Source organism: Streptomyces sp. G7(2002), from assembly GCF_028870195.1.
GTDB classification, from domain to species: Bacteria; Actinomycetota; Actinomycetes; order Streptomycetales; family Streptomycetaceae; genus Streptomyces; species Streptomyces nigrescens.
This window is the reverse complement of the sequence record NZ_CP102609.1, coordinates 9,121,472-9,140,739: the sequence shown is the minus strand read 5'-3', so window position 1 is coordinate 9,140,739 and position 19,268 is coordinate 9,121,472. Positions and strand designations below refer to the sequence as shown.

17 protein-coding genes and 1 pseudogene are annotated in these 19,268 nt (G+C 69.7%); 8 read left to right on the top strand and 10 right to left on the bottom strand.

The window, feature by feature from the left end:
- Positions 1-299: 299 nt before the first annotated feature.
- The 3 genes and pseudogenes from NUT86_RS39425 to NUT86_RS39415 form a co-directional block, all read left to right on the top strand.
- Positions 300-647, top strand: coding sequence for a DoxX family protein (locus NUT86_RS39425; protein ID WP_159483663.1), 348 nt, complete (start codon positions 300-302; stop codon positions 645-647).
- A 119-nt stretch (positions 648-766) separates the two neighbouring features.
- Positions 767-1,321, top strand: coding sequence for a hypothetical protein (locus NUT86_RS39420; protein ID WP_274740198.1), 555 nt, complete (start codon positions 767-769; stop codon positions 1,319-1,321).
- Between the two features lie 115 nt (positions 1,322-1,436).
- Positions 1,437-1,532: pseudogene (locus NUT86_RS39415) on the top strand (IS5/IS1182 family transposase); the annotation flags it as partial.
- 75 nt (positions 1,533-1,607) lie between these two features.
- Here NUT86_RS39415 and NUT86_RS39410 read toward each other — a convergent pair.
- Positions 1,608-2,348: a class I SAM-dependent DNA methyltransferase gene (locus NUT86_RS39410; protein WP_274740197.1), complete on the bottom strand. Its 741-nt coding sequence runs from the start codon at positions 2,346-2,348 to the stop codon at positions 1,608-1,610.
- A 372-nt stretch (positions 2,349-2,720) separates the two neighbouring features.
- Positions 2,721-3,218: a GNAT family N-acetyltransferase gene (locus NUT86_RS39400; RefSeq protein ID WP_262036843.1), complete on the bottom strand. Its 498-nt coding sequence runs from the start codon at positions 3,216-3,218 to the stop codon at positions 2,721-2,723.
- 879 nt (positions 3,219-4,097) lie between these two features.
- On the opposite strand from NUT86_RS39400, the gene NUT86_RS39395 reads away from it, so the two are divergent.
- Entirely contained in the window at positions 4,098-4,784 is a 687-nt protein-coding gene (locus tag NUT86_RS39395; RefSeq protein ID WP_266450706.1) for an MOSC domain-containing protein, read from the top strand.
- Positions 4,785-4,965: 181 nt separating this feature from the next.
- On the opposite strand, the gene NUT86_RS39390 is transcribed toward NUT86_RS39395, so the two are convergent.
- The 4 genes from NUT86_RS39390 to tap form a co-directional block, all read right to left on the bottom strand.
- On the bottom strand, positions 4,966-5,592 hold the full coding sequence (locus tag NUT86_RS39390) for a hypothetical protein (RefSeq protein ID WP_159483671.1): 627 nt from the start codon (positions 5,590-5,592) through the stop codon (positions 4,966-4,968).
- 605 nt (positions 5,593-6,197) lie between these two features.
- On the bottom strand, positions 6,198-6,518 hold the full coding sequence (locus NUT86_RS39385; protein ID WP_159483677.1) for a hypothetical protein: 321 nt from the start codon (positions 6,516-6,518) through the stop codon (positions 6,198-6,200).
- A gap of 299 nt (positions 6,519-6,817) precedes the next feature.
- Entirely contained in the window at positions 6,818-7,375 is a 558-nt protein-coding gene (gene tpg / locus NUT86_RS39380) for a telomere-protecting terminal protein Tpg (RefSeq protein ID WP_018091441.1), read from the bottom strand.
- 9 nt (positions 7,376-7,384) lie between these two features.
- A complete protein-coding gene (tap, locus tag NUT86_RS39375; protein ID WP_274740194.1) occupies positions 7,385-9,658 on the bottom strand; it encodes a telomere-associated protein Tap in 2,274 nt (757 codons plus the stop codon).
- A gap of 425 nt (positions 9,659-10,083) precedes the next feature.
- Here tap and NUT86_RS39370 point away from each other — a divergent pair, with 425 nt between their 5' ends.
- Complete coding sequence (locus NUT86_RS39370; RefSeq protein WP_148589399.1) at positions 10,084-10,710, top strand: dihydrofolate reductase family protein; 627 nt, start codon at positions 10,084-10,086, stop codon at positions 10,708-10,710.
- A gap of 433 nt (positions 10,711-11,143) precedes the next feature.
- Positions 11,144-12,415: an erythromycin esterase family protein gene (locus NUT86_RS39365; protein ID WP_274740192.1), complete on the top strand. Its 1,272-nt coding sequence runs from the start codon at positions 11,144-11,146 to the stop codon at positions 12,413-12,415.
- A gap of 314 nt (positions 12,416-12,729) precedes the next feature.
- Here NUT86_RS39365 and NUT86_RS39360 read toward each other — a convergent pair whose 3' ends face one another.
- Positions 12,730-13,338 (bottom strand): hypothetical protein, encoded by a 609-nt coding sequence (locus NUT86_RS39360; protein ID WP_018091445.1) that lies wholly within the window; start codon positions 13,336-13,338, stop codon positions 12,730-12,732.
- A 486-nt stretch (positions 13,339-13,824) separates the two neighbouring features.
- On the opposite strand from NUT86_RS39360, the gene NUT86_RS39355 reads away from it, so the two are divergent.
- Positions 13,825-14,895 carry a zinc-binding dehydrogenase gene (locus NUT86_RS39355; protein WP_018091448.1) on the top strand — a complete coding sequence of 357 codons (1,071 nt, stop codon included), beginning with the start codon at positions 13,825-13,827 and terminating at the stop codon, positions 14,893-14,895.
- Positions 14,896-15,038: 143 nt separating this feature from the next.
- A complete protein-coding gene (locus NUT86_RS39350; protein WP_274740191.1) occupies positions 15,039-15,797 on the top strand; it encodes a phosphotransferase enzyme family protein in 759 nt (252 codons plus the stop codon).
- 59 nt (positions 15,798-15,856) lie between these two features.
- On the opposite strand, the gene NUT86_RS39345 is transcribed toward NUT86_RS39350, so the two are convergent.
- The 3 genes from NUT86_RS39345 to NUT86_RS39335 all read right to left on the bottom strand — a co-directional run bounded on the left by NUT86_RS39345 (position 15,857) and on the right by NUT86_RS39335 (position 19,134).
- The gene (locus tag NUT86_RS39345; RefSeq protein WP_274740190.1) at positions 15,857-16,423 is read right to left on the bottom strand and encodes a GNAT family N-acetyltransferase; all 567 of its coding nucleotides are present in this window, start codon (positions 16,421-16,423) and stop codon (positions 15,857-15,859) included.
- A 208-nt stretch (positions 16,424-16,631) separates the two neighbouring features.
- On the bottom strand, positions 16,632-17,819 hold the full coding sequence (locus tag NUT86_RS39340; RefSeq protein ID WP_274740189.1) for a M6 family metalloprotease domain-containing protein: 1,188 nt from the start codon (positions 17,817-17,819) through the stop codon (positions 16,632-16,634).
- Between the two features lie 49 nt (positions 17,820-17,868).
- Entirely contained in the window at positions 17,869-19,134 is a 1,266-nt protein-coding gene (locus NUT86_RS39335; protein ID WP_266440323.1) for an alpha/beta fold hydrolase, read from the bottom strand.
- Positions 19,135-19,268 lie beyond the last annotated feature (134 nt).

The window sequence follows — 19,268 nt, the reverse complement described above, 5'->3', positions numbered from 1 at the left end:
CCGGCGAGATGCCACCACCGGCTCGAGGACAACCCCCAGCGCTCTCCCTCCTCATCCGCGCCGAACCACCCACGGCGTCCTTCGGCTGACCCCGGCGTCTCCGCCCCCGCCATCACCAGCCGCGGCCAACCGCGGCCAGCCGTCGAATCCGGCGCGGTCGCCCTGGCCGTACGTCCGACGCAAAATTGCTCGCCCTCATCGGTCACATTCCTTCGCCGTGGCACGTCACCGCGGTGAGGAACGCAAGAGAGCCGGCCGCACAAGTACGCACCGGCATCCGCCTGATGGGAGCATTTCTGATGTCCACCGCCTACATCGTCGTCACCCTCCTCGCCGCCGCCATGGCCGGCTTCTCGGCCGCCTCCGTCTTTCTCGGGGCCCAGTGGGTCGTCCAGCCACTTGCCGACTACGGCATCTCCCGTTCCTGGTGGCCCTGGCTCGGCGCGGCCAAGGCCGCGGGTGCGGCGGGCCTGCTGGCCGGCCTGGTCCTGCCGGTCATCGGCGTCCTGGCCGGGGTCGGCCTGGTGCTGTACTTCGCCGGAGCCGTCGTCACCGTCGTCCGGGCACGCTGGTACTCCCACATCCCGTTCCCGCTGCTGTACGCGGCGCCGGTGGTCGGCGCCCTGGCACTGGGGTTCACCGCCTGAGCACCCGTCACATCCCCCTGGGCCGATCAACGACGTACAGCGGTCCTGATCTGCCGCGTCAACACCGCGGCGAGCAAAACGAATGGTGCGCGGCGCGAACGGCGTGGAGCATGGAAACCATGAGCAAAGAAGTCCGACGGCAGCTGCAAGAGGCCGCCGAGAAACACCAGTTGACGCACCTCGATCGCGCGCTTCCGGGCAGTGACGAGCTCGAGGGGTTCGTGGTCGAGGTGACGCCCTCATGGACGGTCATCGCGGAGTGCAACCGTCTCGCGCTGGACGGTTTCGTGGCGCTCAGAACGCGCGACATCGTGAAGGTCAGACGCCAAGGATCCCGCGATCTGATGGTGCGCTGGCTCCAGCGGGAGGGCCCCTGGCCTCCTCCGGGGCCGCATGGTCCCCTCGCGCAGACGGACTTCCGGTCGCTGGTGGAGTCGGTCAGCAGGAATTACCACCTGATAGCAGTCTTCGAAGAGGATCTGGACCCCGGTGTGGTGTACATCGGGGCACCGGTGCGCTTCGGAAAGAAGCGGCTCAAGCTGCTTGAAGTCAATCCGAAAGCCCGCTGGGCCAGCGCCCCGACGTCCTTCCACTACGACGACATCACCCGAATCGACTTCGGGGACCGGTACAACACCATCCTGGACACCCTGGCCGGCCCTCCGCCCCGGTAACGAGTCGCCCGGCGCGCCTACGACGAGTGGGGGGAGGTGCAGCGCACGCGTACGCACCGTGGAAGGTTGTGTATGACCTGCTGGCGCCGATCGGCCGCGTGGCCGAGTGGCCGAGTGGACCGCGGCTGGAGTCCGGTCCCGGCTGCACCAGGTTCTCCTGGCCAAGCTTCGCGGCGCGAACGCCCTGGACTTCTCCCGGATGCGCACTGATCTGCTGGCGACGCCTGAATTCCCGATAGCAGCTGCAGGACAGGCACGGCCTACGTTGACGGCCCGGCGGCCGGCCTCAGGTCGGCTTGCGCCACACGGAGATGTGCTTCGCGGAGTCCTGGGTGAACGGGGCCCCGTCCCAGTCCGCGACTCGACGTTCCAGCTCGAGCCCAGCGATGCGTGCCATCAGGTCGAGCTCTGCCGGCCAGGCGTACCGGTGCCGGGAGTTTCCGCGGCGGTAGCGGCCGTCGTCGCCGTCGCGGGTGAAGTGGTGCGAGACGAGAATCTGCTCGACGAGGTCGAAGGTGTCGAAGCCGAGATGTTGCTCCGATACGTCGAACGGCACCGCGACCTGGCCGGGCGGCAGGAACCGCAGCGGCGGCACGCCCAGCTCGATGACGAATCGGCCGCCGGGCTCCAGATGGCGTGCGGCGTTGCGGAAGCACTCGACCTGCTCGTCCTGTGTGAGCAGGTTCGTGATGGTGTTGTAGACGAGATAGACCAGGGTGAACTCGCCGGGGATGACGGTGGTAGCCATGTCCCCGATGGCTACCGGGAGCGTGTCCTCGTCGATCTTGCGCCGCAGCACCGCTGCCATGTGCTCGGACAGTTCGATACCCGCTACCGGCACGCCGCGTTCCCGGAGCGGGACGCCCACTCGTCCGGTCCCGATGGCGAACTCCAGCGCCCGGCCGTCTCCGGCAAGGTCGGCGAGGAAGGCGAATGTTGGTCCGAGGACGGCGGCCGAGGACAACTCAGTCTCCTCGGCGTCGTAGCGGTCGGCGGTCGCACGGGTCCACAGCTCACTGCTCGTCACGGGCGGCCACTTTGCCGGGTGCCGAGGGGCGCTGTCGAGCGGATTTACCTTCCACGTGATCCAACTAGCTTGGAGATCATTTCGTTAGGAGCTCTTGGGCGCATGCCTGATTGACCCGGGGAGATGAGCAGGGCCAAGGGCCAACAGCCGGCCGGGATCAGCCGCGAGGTGGATGCTCGTGGTCAACCAGCCGCGGGAGCGGCCGAAAGCATGGTCGATCGGCTCGCTGTCTCCTCCCGCCCCTTGCGACCGGTCAGGGAACAGGACTCGATCCGCGCCCACTGGGAAGGCGTCCCGTCAACGGCACGTTCACATCCACACAACGATCAGACCGTGCTTCAAAGACCCGATCCGGGTACCGCCTCGAACGTGTCACGAGGCGCGCGGCAGCGCGAGCCAATCCTGCCACGTAATGTCGCGGCCCAGATAACGGGGCTGCTGGAAGGGCCAGTCGGCGGCGATCCACTGCGGCACCAGCGCATCGAGCGCGCGCTCCATCTCGCCGCCGGCGAGGTCGTCCACCACCCACCAGGAGACCTCTCCGTCGGAACCGGTGCGCTCGGGCGGGTCGATGTAGACGCAGCCGAGGATCGCCGTCTCCTCTTCGTCCAGCAGCGCGTAGTTGAACGACTGGTGCGCGGCTATCTCCTTCTCGTGCCGCAGCAAGTCGATGCGGTCCTCTTCGTAGGTCATCGTCTCCTTGGGCCAAGCCCAGGCCGGGCCGAAGATCTCCCACAAGCGCTCTCGGGAGCCCATCACGGCGGGGTAGTCGAGCGCGGTGTCCGCCTCGCGGATAGGCCGCAGGTGAAGCGCGGTGTCGGGGACGGGCACGTGGACGGGGTGGACGAAGTCGTCAGGCAGCCAGCTCATAAGGGCCGAGGCTACAGCCGCAGCCGGTCCGCGCGGGATGATTCAGGCGAAGCGGATGCCAGCGCCGACGACCACGGGGCTTCGACAAGACCATCCGCATCTACCAAGCCGCCCCCCACACATCGACCGGCCCTGTACATCGACCGGCCGGCCCTGTACACCGCAGCAACCTTCCTCTGGGCCAAGGTGCGGGCGCCGGGTTGACCTTGTCGCGACGTCAACGTGTCCGCTGGCGGCGTACCGGGGGACATACGAGCCCACGCCGACACCCACCCCAGGAGATGCCGCAGATGAACGAGGCCGCCGAGCCGAGCGCCGTACGGACCCTGCCGTTCGAGCGGCCCGGTCCGCTGGAACCGCCCCTGGAGTACGCGGAGCTGCGCGCCGGCGCGCCCGTAGCGCCTCGGCGCCGCCCTCGCCCGCATCGAACTCGGCGCCGCCTTCAGCGCCCTCGCGCGCCGCCTCCCGGGCCTGCGGCTCCAGGTTCCCGTCGACGACCTCGTCTGGGCCGGCGGGCAGACCGACGCCGGGCCCACAGCCGGAAGCTGGAGGGCGGTGAGTGCGCCGGCCAGGTGCGGTGGCCTAGGGCGCGTGGTTTATACATAGCGGCGGCAGTGACCGGGCGGGCGATGTCGTGACGGCCGGCGGCTGGGGGCTGAGGGCTGAGGGCTGGCGATTGGGGCCGCGGATAGCGGGTGGCGGATAGCGGGTGGCGACTGGCGACTGGCGACTGGCGGCTGGCGGCTGGCGGCTGGCGGCCAACAAGGGGAGGGAGGTCCCAGCGATGCGATCAGGGGCGGCGGGCAGGGCAGTTCGTCAGTCGGCTTCGGGCCCGAAATCGGTGGAGGGGGCGAAGGGTGACTGATTAGCCTCAGGCCAATGAAGCTGCTGACCGTGAACCTGGGCAGGCCCAAGGCCGTGGAGTACGCCACCGGCCCGAGCGGCACCACCGGGATCTTCAAGGAGCCCGCCGACGGTCCGGTCCGGGTGGCGGATCCGGGCCCACCGGGACGGGGAGCGAGTGGCGTGGCCGGTGACGCGGTCTGCGACCTGAGTCGTCATGGCGGCAACGACCAAGCGGTGTACGCCTTCGCCCGGGAGGACCTGGACTTCTGGGAGCGCGAGCTGGGACGGCCGCTGCCCAATGGCGCGTTCGGGGAGAACCTCACCACGTCCGGCCTGGACGTCAACGGCGCCAGGATCGGCGAGCGCTGGCGGATCGGTCCCGATGTGGTGCTGGAGGCCACCAGTGGACGGATTTCCTGCCTCACCTTCCAGCGCCGGATGGGCGAGGAGGGCTGGGTCAGGCGCTTCACCCGGCATGCCGCCACCGGGGCCTATCTGCGGGTGATCGTCCCCGGCGAGATCCGCGCCGGCGATCCCATCGAGATCGTGCACCGGCCGGATCACCGGGTGACAGTGGCCATGGCCTTCCGGGCGGTCACCTTGGAAAGGCAGCTGCTGCCCGAGGTCCTGGCCGCGGGCGAGGCCCTGCATACCGAGGTACAGCGAGTGGCACGTGAGTATGTCACCGCGCTCAAAGAGCGTGCGCAGAACGGGACTTGAGCAAGCGCCAGTGAGCAGAGACGGACTCGAGCAGAGACGGACTTGAGCAGCGACGGGCTCGGGACGAGCTGGAAAGGTGTGAGTAGGGGCGGCGGGGCGGGCCATGGTCGGCTGCCGTGTCATGCGCCGGCGGCTGCCACGGCCGCCACTCCTTGCGGCCCGGTCCCGTTTGCACGCCTGCTCATTCCTGGCGAGGAGGATGAGGTTCGGGGGTGGCCACGGCCGACTCTTTTCTTGCCCGGCCCCGGTCAAGGGACCATGCGCCCAGACCCACCAGTACCGCCGCCCCGGCCCCGTACACCGGCAGCCAGAGGGTCGTGGTGTGCGCCAGGCAGTCGGCAACAGCCATACGGCTCTGAGATGTCTGTGCCTGAGCCAAGGCGGCGCTGCCACGGCCAGCCAGGTTCGCGAGCTCGGCCGCCGTCCGGATGGCTTCGTATCTGCCCAGCTCAGGACATGTGTTACGAGTTCCCGGCATCGGAAACAGCCACGCCCAGCGCTGCAGCATGGGGGCCAGGGTGATCGCTACGCACAGACCGACGACCAGCGCATACGCAGCCAGATTCCGTGCGTACGCAGAACCGAGGCCGGGCCTCCATGTCGGCAGTCGGTAAAAGGAGAAGATCACCGCAAGGAGGGTCACCCCGACGTATGTGGAGAACCATTGCCAGGAACCCTGCGCGAGTGCGGCCGTCAGCACGGCGGCGAGCGCGATGCCGATGACGCCCGACTGACCGGGAGTGTCCTGGCCCGCGCCGGTGGATGTCGACTGCCGGGCTTCTTGAAGGCTGGGGTGGTCGTCGCCCATGGTCCCTCCTGCATGGTTCCGAGGCCCTCAGCATCCGGGGACATCGCGCCCAGGCACGGCGCCATGCCGGGCCGTCCCGGAAGCCCCGCCCGGTTGGCCTGCAGTTCTAGTGGTCGTCGAACGCCTCACCCCTTGGGCGGCGATGAGCCGGCGCGCCGACCGTCCTCCCGGGCGGCCACTCCGGTGCCGAGCGCACCGCGCACTGGACGGTGCTGGGGGCAGTGTGCGAGCAGCATCCGGCGGGCCGAGTCGCCGGCATCAGCCGTGAGGTGTGAGTCGCCGAAGCGCGGGACGCCGCCTGGCGGCAGCACGCCTGATGCGGTGTCAGCTGTCGCGCTTCGGCTCCATCGTCGGATGAGCCGAAGCACGGTAGGTGCCGTCTGCGGCGCCGGCTGACCTGCACCTGCACCTGCGGCTTCGACCGGGCGAAGCACGATGGTTGTCACCCGGGGCGGCGCGCTGTCTGTCACCAGCAGCGCGCGAAGCAGGATCGGTCTCACTGGCTCCGGCGCTTCGCCGATCGCCTGAGCTGCCCGGCAGCCCCGGCGGGGAGAAGCTGTGTCAGAACCCGTGCGCCGGGCCATGACGGAAGTCGCTTGAACCGGTCACAGACCGGCGACGTCTCCGGCCCTCTTCAACACGGAGCCGAGCGTGTCCACCACGGCGTCGTGGCGCCTCGCGCGCGCCGCCCGGTCCGCCGGCACCAGCCGCGCGGCGGCCTGCACGGCATGGGCGTCCGGGTCGCCGAAGGCATCCCGCGGGTGCTCTCCCGTATCCGCGCAGTGCGCCGTGACATCCTTGACCGCCTGGAGCACGACTGCCCGGTCCACGCCCGGCTGCATGACCAGCCGTACCTGGAAACGCGCCATCCACTTTTCGCGGTCCTTCTCCCTCGCCGCGTCCGTCGTCCGGTCCTTCTTCGCCATGTGCCCTCCTGGGTGATCGGCAGCCGTCCGTCATGGAGTTGGACGCCGGGGCATCGAAGTGGGTTGCGGAAGCGGGAATCTGATGCGTTTCAGGTGACTGCCGGGAGCCGCACTTGCTCTACCGTCCGGCCCACTGTCGCAGACGTCACGAATCACGGGTTCTGGCACAGCTTCCGGCCCGCGCGCCTTGTCCGCGCCCTGTCCGGAATTCCGCCCTGATGACGGCAACAGCCTGCCTTGGTGACAGCTATCGTGCTTCGGCTCATCGGCTCCAGGCTCTCACCCCGCCTGCGCCGACTTCAGAAGTCGAGCTCCACATAGTCGATGTCGCTGAACTCGACCAGGAGGCCGTCGGCGCGGCGGCCGCGGTCCTTGAAGTAGATCTCCTGCAGGCCCTCGGCGGCGATGTTCTGGAGCTGTTGCTCGGTGGCGCCGGAGGCCTGGGCGGTGAAGAGCCGGGCGGCGTAGGCGGGCGGGAGGTGCTGGGTGATCAGCCGGATCCGTCCGTCGTCCGTCGAGCCGGGAGCTGCGGTGAATCCGAACCGTGCGCGTGTCTCGATGGTGATTCCATCGGTGGACGCGGCGCGCTGCTGGGCCTTTTGACGCACCTTCGGCTGCCAGCGCCGGCGGACCTCGCGCTCCATGCGGGCCGCGAGCTCGCGGCGGGGCCGCTTGATCTGGTCTTTGACATAGCGCTCCACCGTGCGTTGGCTGACGCCCAGGAGCTGCGCGACGGCCTTGGTGGAGCCCTTGTGCTGCTTGACCAGGAACCGCATCTGCGCACCGGCCGACTTCGGGATCGGCCGGGTGGCGGTGGCGGCCGCTGCCTTCTCCAGGCTGTCGCCGAGGATGCCCACGAGGTGTTCCTACTCTCCGTCGAGTGCGGCGTCGGTGCCCTTGATGTGGCGGGCGGGGTTGTGGCCTTCATCGAGCATCTGCACGGCCCACAGCAGCTCCTGGGTGCCCTCGTGCTTGACCATGCCGGGCGAGACGCCGAGCCGGAAGCTGCCGGGGGCCGGCTTGCCGTCCGCGGTGTGCGGCAGGAAATCCAGCGGGCCGGGGCCGTCGGAGAGGTACACGGCGCAGTCGGACAGCAGCGCGATGGGGAGCAGGGCGTCCTGGCTGAGCATCAGGTTCCCTGACGGTGCCGGAGCCTGCTGGGTGGCCAGCGCCGTCTTGAGGATCTTGCGGTGCATGTTGACCCGGGCGGCGGAGATGACGGCGGCGCGGATGTCGGGGCGCCAGGTCGGGCGCTCCAGTGCCGGCCACCGCTCGCCGTACTGGTGCTTGATGCTCTTGGGCCGCTCGCGGAGCTTGCCGATACCGCCCTTGACCGTCGACTTGACGGCGGAGAGCACTGCGGCGAGCGCCGGGTCCTCCTGCTTGTGGCGGGCCATGGCTTCCAGGAACTCGGGCTCCGGCAGATCGGAGGTGACCCCGAGATCGGCCATGGTCGCCTTGTACGCCTCGCCGATGCGCTTGTACCAGGGGTCCAGGTACGGGCCGGACTCGGTGCGGATCCACGCCTCCAGCGGCCGGATCCGGGCCGGCAGGCGGTAGGTGTCAATGAGCTCCTGGGCGTAGGCGACGGTGGGCGTGGCATACCAGGCCGGGCCCTCGGGCCGGGCGCCGTGCGGGGTGAACGGCGACGGCAGACGCGGGTCGAGCTCGATGCCGGACAGGTCCACCAGCCACGCGCCCGGCGTCTTCTTGTCGAAGGCCGGCGCCCTGACGTGGACCGGCGCTGAGAGGCCGACAACCAGGCGGTTGGCGGCGGCGAGGAAGGCGGTGTTGACGTCGATGCCGACCGCGTAGCTGCGGGTGCACTCGGCGTCGGTGAGCAGCTGCGGGTCACGGATCCACTCGTACGCCTCCTCGTCCAGGACCTCGGACGGGGTGCGCTGGTGGGCGCGGGGGTAGAGGGCGGCGACGACCGGGTGCTCGTCCGGGGCCTCTGCCGGAGCCGGGTCGACCGGCTCGGTCAGCGAACCGGGCATCGGGCCGGACACCCAGCTGCCGGTCTTCTCGTCCTTGACCGCGCGGGTCGGCGGGCGCAGCGCGGTCATCGCCTCCAGGCCGGAGACGGCGGTCGAGCCGCGCGGGGTGATGACGCGCGAGGCGTAGGTGCCGAGCACGCGGGCGATGTCGGCAGGCTCCAGCTCGTCAGTACTCCCCCACGAACGGGAATCGAGCGCCCCCCAGGGCAGCACCGCGAGCTGTACGCACTGGCGCCTGCCGCCCTCGGCGGGCCGGTAGATGCGGGCCCACGGCCCGAACCCGCGCTTGGTCAGCTGCCACTTCGCGCGGGCGAGCTGCTTGACGACCTGGTGGTCCTCCGGCAGCCGCAGCCCTCGCCTGTCCTCCAAGCGCTCCGGCAGCCCGAGGCGCTCGGCGGCCGCAGCGGTGAGCACGATCAGCGGGTCGGCGTCCTTGCCCGACGGGTGCAGCCGGGGCGCGCCCAACTGCCCCTCCGACAAGGTCCAGTCGACCAGGACCGGGACCGTCTTGGCAGGGCAGTCCAGCACCAGACCGCCGACGCAGTACAGCGAGCCGTCGCCGTCCAATACGCCCAGCGGGCCGTTCGCGAACCGCTCGTCGACAGCGACCGGCGCCGCGGCGAGCTTGTGGGTGGCCTTCTTCACCGCCGGGCGCGGCGACGACGTCGACGGCTTGGGGCTCGCCGAACGGGCGGCCGGCGCCTTCGCCATGGTCGGAACGGAGCGGTTCGTGCTCGCCGGAGCAGTCATGGCATCAGGCTCATCGCCCCGGCCCGTGGACGCGTTCCCCGCTTCCGGGGCGTCGGGCACGGCCACCGGCTCCGGGGCGGTGGGCGCGCCGGTGGGCGTGGCCGAGGCCTCGGTCGGCGCCAGGGCGGCGGTGTCGGGAGCGGGGAAGCGGGCGGCGAGGCCCTCCAGAAGCCGGGCGTAGGCGGCGCGCTTCGGGGGCCGCGGCTCGGTCCGGCCGGCCTCCCAGTTGCCCACCGCCTCACGCCGGGCGTTGAGCGCGGTGGCGATCTGAGCCTGACTCAGCCCCGCCGCCTCACGCAGCCTCTTGCGCTCAGCAGGACCCGGCAGGTCATCCTGTGCAACCTGCTCCAGCAGTGCATCGACAGCACTGAACAGCTCGTTCTCCTTGGACACAGAGTCCACCTCCAATAAGAACCCTACCCCAATCACGCATTGGATCGCGCGATTGAACGCACTTCAATCGCGCAGGTCGGAGTGCGGGTGCCACCCGCCGCACGGCGCCGGTCCGGTGCCGGTGCCAGCGCCGGTGCCGGTGCCAGCGCGGCCATCCTCGCCACAGGTCAGGGCGCAGGGGCCCGCTCGGGGTCTGCTGCGAGCTCACCTACGCGAGCCACCTGACTGATTCCGCTGCTGGTCAGCGCGCCGCCTGCCGGGCCGAAGCGGTCCGACTCCGCTCAGCCGCGGGTCAGGGCCCGCACGGCGGGACTCCGGTCACGGAATGAGCCCAAGACCGGCCGCTCGCGCGTCGGGCGATGAGTTCTCGCCGGTCCGGGAGTCAATACGGGTGCAGGCAGTCTCCGCACCCGAAAGGCAGCGTCATGAGCAAGCTGATCGTCACCGCGTTCGTCACCCTGGACGGCGTCATGCAGGCCCCCGGCGGCCCGAGCGAGGACGTCGATGCGGGCTTCGAGCACGGCGGCTGGCAGGTCCCGTATGTCGACGACGACTTCCTGGAACTCATCCAGGGGGTCTTCGAGCGGACCGACCATCTCCTGCTCGGCCGGAAGACCTATGACATCTTCGCCGCCCATTGGCCCCGCGTCACCGACCAGAACGACCCGATCGCGGTGAAGCTCAATGCCATGCCCAAGTACGTCGCCTCGCGCACCCGGAACAGCCTGGAGTGGCACAACTCCCATCTCCTGAAGGGCGAGGCCGCAGACTCCGTCGCACAGCTCAAGGAGCAGCTCGACGGCGTGATCATGACACAGGGCAGCAGCGACCTCATCCGCACCCTGCAGCAGCACGACCTCGTCGACGAGTACCGGCTGCTCGTCAATCCCCTCATCCTCGGCACCGGCAAGCGACTCTTCAGCGAGGGTGCCGCGCCCTCTGCCTGGACGCTCACGGAATCCCGCCCCACCGGCGTGGGTGTGCAGTACTGCACCTACGAACGCGCCGGGAAACCCGAGTACGGATCCTTCATGCTCGACGAGCAGGGGTGAGGACGCTCCGTGCGTCAGAGCATCGGGCCGGAGTTCCTGCACACGGCCGGCGGCTGCGAGTGAGGCCAGCGTCGTTCCGCCGAGGAAGGCCGCGCCCAGCTCGGGCGAGTTGAGGCGCAGGCCAGGGGAAGCGCCCGTACGCGCACAGTCGGCCGGGAGTTGGGCTGCGCCGGAATATTCGCGTGCGCGTGTACGGCACCCGCAGCTAGCTTTCCACCATGGCAATAGTCAGCAATTTCCTCTGACGGGGGTTCGTCGGCAGACGCGGCGCGCCGTTGACCCAACGGCCCGGCGCCGGTTGTGTCTGCGTCTGCGTCTGCGTCTGCGCATCGTCACTTCACTGCGTCCGCCATGTGCGGACGAGCGCTGTGCCCTGAACCTCCGAGCCGAGAAATGAGCTCCATCTATGCCTGTTCAGTCTTCTTCCCGAACCGTGCTTGCCGATTGGTTCCGCGAGCACTCCACCACCCTGACCACCCTTGATCCGCAGCAGCCCCTCGACGACCTCGAAGCGCTCAGGGAGATCGTCGGCGATGCCCGTGTGGTCGCGATCGGTGAGGGCGCCCACTTCGTCGAAGAGTTCTCGTGTGCTCGCCAGCGGGTGCTGCGCTATCTCGCCGAACGCTGCGGATTCACCGTATTCGCCTTCGAGTTCGGCTTCAGCGAAGCCTTCCCGCTCGACAGGTGGCTGCAGGGCGACGGAGAGGACGGCGACCTCGCGAAGGTGAGCCGGGCCGCCGCCGAGTGGGGCGCTTCGGACCTCATGCACTGGCTACGCCGCCACAACCGCACCAGCGGGTATCCGTTGCGCTTCGCCGGCATCGACGTTCCGGAAGCCGGCGGCACACTGCGGCCTGCCCTGGAGCCGGTGGCCGACTACCTGCATGAGGTCGACCCCGACGCGCTCCGCCTCGTCGATACGGCCCTGGAGGTAAGCGACCGGTTCCTCAAGGGCAGCGGCTCCGGCGCTGCGGCCGCGCCCAGATGGGCCGGTCTGGAGGCCGCCGAGCAGAACGAGCTGACCGCCGTACTGGCGCGGCTGTTGTTACGGCTGCGCGCCGCCGAACCGCTTTACGTCTCCCGTAGCAGCCAGCGCCACTTCGATATCGCCCGGCGCAGAGTGGAAGCGGCCTGTCACACCGACTACATGTTCCAGGCCATGAACGCCCTGCTGTCCGGCCGGGGCCTGGCGGCGGACCTGTCGGTCCGGGAGATCTACATGGCCGAATCGGTGCGCTGGCATCTGGATCACGCCGAACCGGGGGCCCGGATCGTCCTCGCCGCGCACAACAGTCACATCCACAAGACGACGCTTGAGTTCGACGGCGGCCTCACCGCACTGACCATGGGCCAGCACCTGCACCGGATGCTGGGCGAGGACTACCGCACAGTGGCCTTCGTCCATACCGCCGACCATGTGCCGGAGATGTACCCCGACCAGAGCGCCGCGGTCGGCTTCACCCTCGCCGAAGCCCACCTTCAGCCGGCCGAGCCCGGCAGTGTCGAGGCGGCCCTCACCGACGCGGGCCTCGCCGACCGGATCACGTTGACCGACCTGCGCGACGCACCGCGCGACACCCAGGGGGCACCGCTGCTCAACAGCATCCGGAGCCAGAGCTCCGCCCTGAGCACCCCGGTCCCTGAGGCGTTCGATGCCTTGCTCGCCGTTCCGACGGTCACCCGGGACCGCACCGTGCGCTTCTGATCACCCCGATCCGAGGTAGGCGGGTCTCCCGGACGGAGGCCCCGCCTACCTCGGATCTGGTCAATCCGGTCAATCCCAGTCGGCGGGCAGGCCCGACCCGTCACCGTGGAGGACCTGGCTCGCACGTGCCTGGCGCGGGCACCCCGTCAGGTGACGCATGTCGCCGTGCTGTGATCCTCCACCCCCTGGCTGCCGCCGGGCACTCCGTACTCAGCGCGTCTGCGTGAAGGTGCCGACAGCCTGGCTGTGGTGGGCGACTGCCCGCGTCTCCCCAAGCTCCTCCACCGCGATGGGAAGCGGTCCGCCGGTGTGTTTCAGAGGGGAAGCCCGACCAGTCCCCACCGGCGTTGTTGGGCTTCGCCGACCACTTCGGCCCAGCCGGACAGCAGCTCGGTGAACTCCTCGAAGTCCGCGATCCACCGCCCTGGGCATGCCGCGTGGTGTGCGTACGGTTCGCGCAGTTGCGGCAGGGCGGGGGCAGCCTTCTGCCAACAACGGTGCAGACCGGCCACGGTCCGGGGGCCGCGGGCGATGAGCGGACCCGGTCGCCACAGGCCGTCCTCGGAAGGGAAGACGCCGGCGTCCACGTGCTCGGCGTCGCTCTCGACCTCAGGGCCCGACCACAGCAGAGCCGTCAGGAAGTCGTCCAGCGCCGTACGCAGCGTGGTCCCGGCGGCGCCCCGGACGTCCTCCCACGCCTGGACGAGCCAGAAGTGCGGCTTGTACGAGCCGAGGGTGCCGCCGAACTCGTACCGGCCCAGCCAGGCCCTGTCCGGCTCGGCCGGCCACACCCAACCCGCGTCGGCCTCATCGCTTTCGTCATCCGCGTACGCCGACTCCTGCAGCACTTCGAGCCGGTCGTCCGGTGCGATCTCCATGAGGTGCGCCCAGTCGACGACCAGGACCGTGATGTCCATGCCCATGCGAGGAGGCTAGCCCGGTCGCGGAGGAGGCTGGCCCGGTCGCGATCGAGCCTGGGCGCCCCTCCCTGCCTGCGGACGGCTCGACTCGGGGTGCCAGGCCCCAACACATGGGCGCGCAGTGTCGGCCGAACGGGCGGAAGATGACGCGACGACCCTCGCCAGACCTCGTCTGTGGGAATGGCGATGGCATGAGCCACTCGCACCACTCCGCCGCCGCGCACACCGGAATCCTCGGCCTCCTCGCCACCGTGACCTGGCAGGTCCTGCCGAGCAGGTCATCCTGAGCGTCCAACTCACCGCGATCACACTGGGCACCCACTCGTACAAGGCCCGGTGAGGCTCTGCCGGCTGCGCATCCGCCGACGGATCCACGCACACGGCATCGATCCCGCCGAGGCCCCCGAGACCTCCGAGACCTCCGAATGGACCGACCTTGCCGGCTGACGGTCTCCTCGCACTCCCGCATCGAACGGCAGGTAATCGCAGGTGAGAGCTTTTGTTCTCCGGAAGGTCGGCGAGGTCGGCGTCATCGAGAAGCCGGTCCCCGAACCCGGTCCCAATGACGTGGTCGTGCGTACCACCGCGGCCTTGGTGTGCACCACCGATGTGCACGTCATGAGGGGCGTGATTCCGGTTGCTCCGGATGTGACGCTGGGGCACGAGGCGGTCGGTGTCGTCCATGCGCTCGGCTCGGCCGTCGAGGGACTGACCGAAGGCCAGCGCGTCGCGGCTGCCGGGATCACGCCCTGCTTCCAGTGCGAGTCCTGCCAGCGCGGGTTCTCCTCGCAATGCCGCGGACAGATGCTGGGCGGCGCCCGGTTCACCAATCAGCGTGACGGGACCCTGGCCCAGTACTTTCTCGTCAACAACGCCGAGGCCAATCTCGCACCGATTCCTGAAGAGCTCTCCGACCACCAGGCGCTGTACGCCACCGACATGCTCTCCACCGGGTTCGTCGCGGCCGAACACGCGGAACTCGAACTGGGCGAGACCGTCGCGATCTTCGCGCAGGGCGCGGTGGGACTGTCGGCGACGATCGGGTGCCGGCTGCTCGGCGCCGGCCTGATCATTGCCGTCGAGTCGGTTCCCGCCCGTCAGGAACTCGCCCGCCGCTTCGGCGCCGATCTGATCGTCGACCATACCCGGTGCGATCCGGTCGAGCGGATCCTGGAGCTGACGGACGGTCAGGGAGTCGACGCGGCGATCGAGGCGCTCGGCGCTCCCCAGACCTGGGAGGCGGCCTTCCGGGTCACGAAGCCGGGAGGGCGGATTTCCAACGTCGGGTACCACGGTGAGGTGCGAGAGCCGCTGAAGATCCCCCTGGAGCCGTTCGGATACGGCATGTCGGACAAGCAGGTGTACGGCGGGTTCAACCGCGGAGGGCGCGGGTGGCTTCGGCGGATCTTCCGGTTGATGGAGACGGGGAAGGTCGACCCCACACCGATGACCACGCACGAATTCAGCTTCGACGAGATCGAACAGGCCTTCCGGATGATGGCGTTGAAAGAGGGGGGCATCATCAAGCCTCTGATTCACTTCGAGGCGGACAGTGTGTAGGTCCCTGACCCTGTCCCTGGCCCTGTCCTTGTCCCCGCCTCTTCCCTTTCCTTGGAACTCCTGCCCCGGTCGCCGTAATTGAGGTGATCGCGGCTGGGGCGGTCGGTCAGGCCGGGGCTGTGACGCACGAGGAAGAGCAACCGTTGACCGGTGGGAACGTCAGCGATGGCGTCGTCCGTGTCGGGGATACCGTCCGCCGTCCCGCGGGGCCGTGGACCCCTGCGGTGCACGCGCTGCTCACGCATCTGTATGAGGGGGGTTTCCGTGCTGCTCCTCGCCCCCTCGGCATCGACGATCAGGGCCGTGAGGTGCTGACCTTCGTGCCGGGCAGCGTGGTCTGGCCCGACCGGTTCTCCCTGCTGGAGCCCGCTGAGCGGCTGGCCCGCGTGGCACGTCTCATCAGGGAATTCCACGATGCGGTGCAGGACTTCACCCCACCACCCGACCCGCAGTGGCAGGTGCTCCTCCCCGCCGAGGGAAGCGAGATCATCGCCCATCAGGACCTGGCCCCATGGAATCTCGTGGTCGGCGAGGACGACGAGTGGGCCTTCATCGACTGGGACACGGCCGCCCCGGGATCCCGGCTGTGGGATGTCGCGTATGCCGTGCACGGCTTCATCCCGCTGTCGGCGCATCCCGGCCGGCAGCGCACCGATGCCGGAGAGCGGCTGCGGATCTTCGCCGATGCCTATGGACTCGACGAGGCCGAGCGGCGTCAGCTGGTCCCCCTGCTGGGGCGTCGCACGCGCGCCATGCATGACTTCCTGCGGGATCAGACCGCTCTGGGCAAGCAGCCCTGGGCGACCCTGTGGGCGGAGGGTCACGGCGATGTGTGGCGAAGTGACGCCGCATACATCGAGCAGCGTGAAGAACAGTGGGCGAGTGTGCTGCTTGGCAGTTGAGGGGCCGAAGCGGCGGAGGCAGCCGAAGTGAACTAGCCGTCATGCCCGGGCCGCGGTCGTCATGGACTCGCGTGCCGTAGGTGCAGATGGCTGTCAAGGGGGTACAACGGCGGTGCCGCGGGCAGGGTCCGTGCGAACTCGAAGCGGCTCTTTTGTGCGACGCGGCACGATGCGACGTTGTCCGCCTGGTGCAGGAGTTCCATGACTTCCAGCCCCTCGGCGCGGAAGGTCTCGAAGGCCCAGGTGGTGAGCGTCTCCAGCGCACGGGAGGCGATGCCTCGGCCGCGTGCGTGTGCCAGTGTCCAGTAGCCGGCTTCGGCAGACGGTTTGCCGGGAGCGATGTCCTTGAGCACGACGTTGCCCACCAACTGTGGGGCGGTGGTATCGGATTGGGCTTCCAGGACGGCGAAGCCGAGCTGGTCTCCCACTGCCCAGCCTCGCTGCTGGGCCTGTATCCACTCCACTCCTCCGGCCTCGTTTTCCGGACGCGAGCTGGTCCAGCGCCCCAGAGTGGGGTCCCGGTACGCCTCGACGACCGCGTCGACGTCCTCCAGGCACCAGGGGCGAAGAACGAGCGCGGGCGCGGTGGGCGTTGCGGCCGCGTGGAGCATCACGGATGTGTTCACCGAGCGCCCCCTTGCGGCAGCGTGATCACTGTGCTGGTCATGTAGCAGACTCCCGCCCTCTCACCACGTCGCCGTCACCACCTTCTGCGGGTGCACCGAGCCTGTTCTGTGAGTGCACCGAGCTGAACGGGCCGGTCGAGCACCGGTTGCAGACTACTTGGCCCCGCCGGCCAGTGATCAGTCCGCGGCGAGGAACGGCCCCTGACGGTCACCCCTTGCTCAGACGCACCGTGTCCCCTCCCGTGTCGCCCGTGAGGACATCGATCCGGACTCCGGTGTCCGGGTCGGTGAAGGTCTGGCCGGGCGTGTAGGCGGCCATGTCCAGCTGGGTGCAGCCGGTGGGCGGGGTGGTGGCCGGGTGGGCGTTGAGGATCCTGACGGGGCCCTCGCCGGTCGGGGTGGCGGAATCGACCTTGTAGAGGAGGACGCCGGTGGAGCAGGCATGCTGATCGTTGCCCTCGGGGCGGCGGGATTCGGCGACATACGCCGTGGTCTCGCCGGTGCGCAGGACGGCGAGCTTGGTGCCGCCGGGGCGCTCCACCGGGGACAGCCGTACCGTACGGCGCCCGGTCCCCGGCAGGCAGGCGACCTGGTGGTCGCGGGTCCAGCCGAGCTTCCACGAGTGCCAGCCGAGGTACTGCGGGGCGGCTCCCGCGATGTTGCCCATGACGTCCCAGCCGCCGGCGTACCGGTGGGTGGAGCCGGTGAAGGAATACAGGTCGGGGAGGCCGAAGGTGTGACCGGTCTCGTGGGCGGCGACCTTGTGTCCCCAGCGCCACATGTCCTGCCCGAAGGTGACGGCCCACTTGATGCGGCGGCCGTCGGCGGTGACGCCGGGTGTGGCCGGGTCGTAGAGGTAGGTCGGGGAGAAGGTGATCGCGGCCGCCGCCTTCGTGGGGACGACGTAGACCATGTCGTACCGGGAAAGGTCCGCGTGGGGGTCGGCGGCGGTGATCGCATCGCGCAGGTACTTCTCGTGGGCCTCGAAGGTGAGGTCCCGCTCGAAGCCGTATGAGGTGGAGTCCGCGGGCATCCTGATCCAGCGGTGCAACGAGGTGAGGGCGAGCCGGGAGCGGCCGTAGCTGGCTCGGCGCATCCAGTCGGCGGCCGGGGCGAGGTGGGTGGCGTACGCGTCCGTGGAGTCGGTGGCCCGGGCGTCGGGGAAGTCCACGAACAGGGTCAGGACGCGGTGGGTGCCGCCGGGGCGCTGGAAGCGGGTTCCGTCGGTGTCGTGGCCCTCGTCCGTCCAGCCGGTCTTGCCGGGGAGGGCGCAATCAGCGGCAGGGGCCGGTGAGTTGGGCCGGGCAGTGGCGGTCGAGATGGCCGGGGTGGCGAGACAGGTGACGAGGGCGAAGGCCGCGGCGAGGGGCCGCAGGCGGGTCGGCAGGGCGGACATGGCTCTCCCATCGGAGGCAGTGGGGGGAGGGAGCAGCGGGCGGGAGGTGTTACGCGCGGCCTGCGGCCAGGTCCATCAGGCGGGACAGGACCCGGCCGCCGGAGGCGGAGACCCCGTCGTGCTCCCACTCATTGGTGACCCAGACGCGGGTGGCGCCGACCTCGCGCGCGGTGCGCAGGGAGAGCCCGGCATCGACGTACATGTCGTCGTGGTAGACGATCGCGGCGAGCGGGACCTGGTTGGCGGCGAGGCGGTGGGGGTCGTACAGCGGCGGCCAGTCGGCGCGTGCGGCCAGCAGGTCGGCGGCGTCCGCGAAGGGCCGCAGGCCGGTGATCTCCCGGAACATCCAGGGGTAGATCATTTCTCCGGTGAGGAGGAGGGGGTCCGCCTCCTCGGTGAAGGCGGTGAAGCCTTCGAGTGCCCGGGAGGCTGCCCAGTCGGTCGGGCCGGCGCCCTGCCCGTAGAGCGTCTCCTGCAGCACGGCGTAGAGGGGATTGTCGGTGAAGCCGGTCAGGTTCCGCACCTGGTGGAGGAAGGTGTCGGTCAACTCGCCGTCGGTGTCCAGGGATTCATCGAGCAGCCAGTGGAGCCGTTCGAAGCCGTCGCCCATGCCGAGGGCGAGGCCGAGGGTGCGCAGCCGGCGGACGGTGAGCCGGTCCCCGTCGGGCAGTCGGACTTCGGTGGTCGCTAGGAGATCGGCAATCCTGCGGAGGCGGGCGGCGTCGTCCGGGTAGCGGGCGTAGAAGTCGAGGACGCGGTCTTGCACCCGGGGGTAGGTACGGGCGTAGACGTCGTCGGCGGTGGCGGTGAGACCGGGCAGACCACCGGTCACGTAGCAGGCCCGCAGGCCCTCGGGGGCGCGGGAGAGGTAGGTGAGGGTGAGGAAGCCGCCGTAGCTCTGGCCGAGCGTCTCCCAGGGTTCGTCCTGGCAGAGTTGCCGGCGGATCAGTTCGGCGTCGGCCACTATCGAGTCGGCGCGGAAGTGGCCCAGGTACGCGGCGAGTTGGGCGGGGGAAGCGAAGCGGGCGGCGGCTCGGGCGGTGACCGGGGTGGAACGGCCGGTGCCGCGCTGGTCGAGCAGGAGCACCCGGTGGGTCGTGAGCGCCTGGTCCAGCCAGCCGGGTGAACCGTGCGACGGGCGGGGGGATTTGCCGCCCGGACCGCCTTGCAGATACAGCAGCCAGGGCAGCCGCTCGCCCGCGCGGGCCGGGTCGACGACCTCGCGGGCGAAAACCTGTATGTCCTCCCCGTCGGGGGCGGAGTGGTCCAGGGGAACGGTGAAGACGTGATCGACGGTGGTGTAGGCGGGGTTCATGGGTCGGTCCCTTTCACAGCCCGAGGGCAGGATGAAGTGTGACATTGCATGACACAGGCAGGGTGCGGCCCGTCGTCGGCGGGGAGCCCCCTCCCCACGTCACGTCAGCGAAGGGGGCTCGCCTCAGTGGGCCG